This is a genomic window from Rhizobacter sp. P2_H2 (assembly GCF_056403375.1).
Map to the genome: position 1 here is coordinate 1 of NZ_JBFUFP010001647.1, position 778 is coordinate 778.

The 778-nt window shown below is 64.7% G+C and carries 1 protein-coding gene and 1 tRNA gene; both read right to left on the reverse strand.

All coding sequences use genetic code 11. The features are described from left to right. The coding region (locus AC1D15_RS35340) for a ribose-phosphate diphosphokinase (RefSeq protein WP_477829757.1) at positions 1 to 558 on the reverse strand (558 nt) is incomplete at its 3' end. A 139-nt stretch (positions 559 to 697) separates the two neighbouring features. Continuing rightward, positions 698 to 774, reverse strand: a tRNA-Gln gene (locus tag AC1D15_RS35345). Positions 775 to 778 lie beyond the last annotated feature (4 nt).

Below are 778 nucleotides of genomic sequence, written 5' to 3' on the forward strand. Positions count from 1 at the left end.
GCCGAGCTGCTTGGCCAGCGCCCGGGCGCGCACCACGCCGCCGACGTCCGGCGACACGACCACGAGGTCTTGATAGCGCTTGCTCTGCAGGTCGGACAGCAGCACCGGCGACGCGTAGATGTTGTCGACCGGGATGTTGAAGAAGCCCTGGATCTGGTCGGCGTGCAGGTCCATCGTCAGCAGGCGCTCGACGCCGACGGCCTCGAGCATGTTGGCGACGACCTTGGCGCTGATCGGCACGCGCGTCGAGCGCGGGCGGCGGTCTTGCCGCGCATAGCCGAAGTAGGGGATCACGGCCGTCACGCGGCGGGCCGAGGCGCGCTTCAGTGCATCGACCATGATGCACAGCTCCATCAGGTTCTCGTTCGTCGGCGCGCAGGTCGGCTGGACGATGAAGATGTCGCGGGCGCGGACGTTCTGCTGGATCTCGATGGCGACTTCACCGTCGGAGAAGCGGCCGACCGAAGCCTTGCCGAGTTCGATGCCGAGATGCGATGCGATCTCCTGCGCGAGGGCGGGATTGGCATTGCCGGTGAACAGCACGGTGTTGAAAAGCACGTTTCCTCCGTCGACGCTCTTGCGGGGTGCGTTGCGGGGTGTGTCGAGGGGCGCATTCATGGTCCAGCGCACCCACCCTTCCGTTTCAGCCCCGCGTGCGCTGGTGTGAGCACCGGGAAACAAGACACATCAAAGAATTTGGCAGGGGAGGAAGGACTCGAACCCTCGCATGTCGGAATCAAAATCCGATGCCTTAACCAACTTGGCGACTCCCCTACAC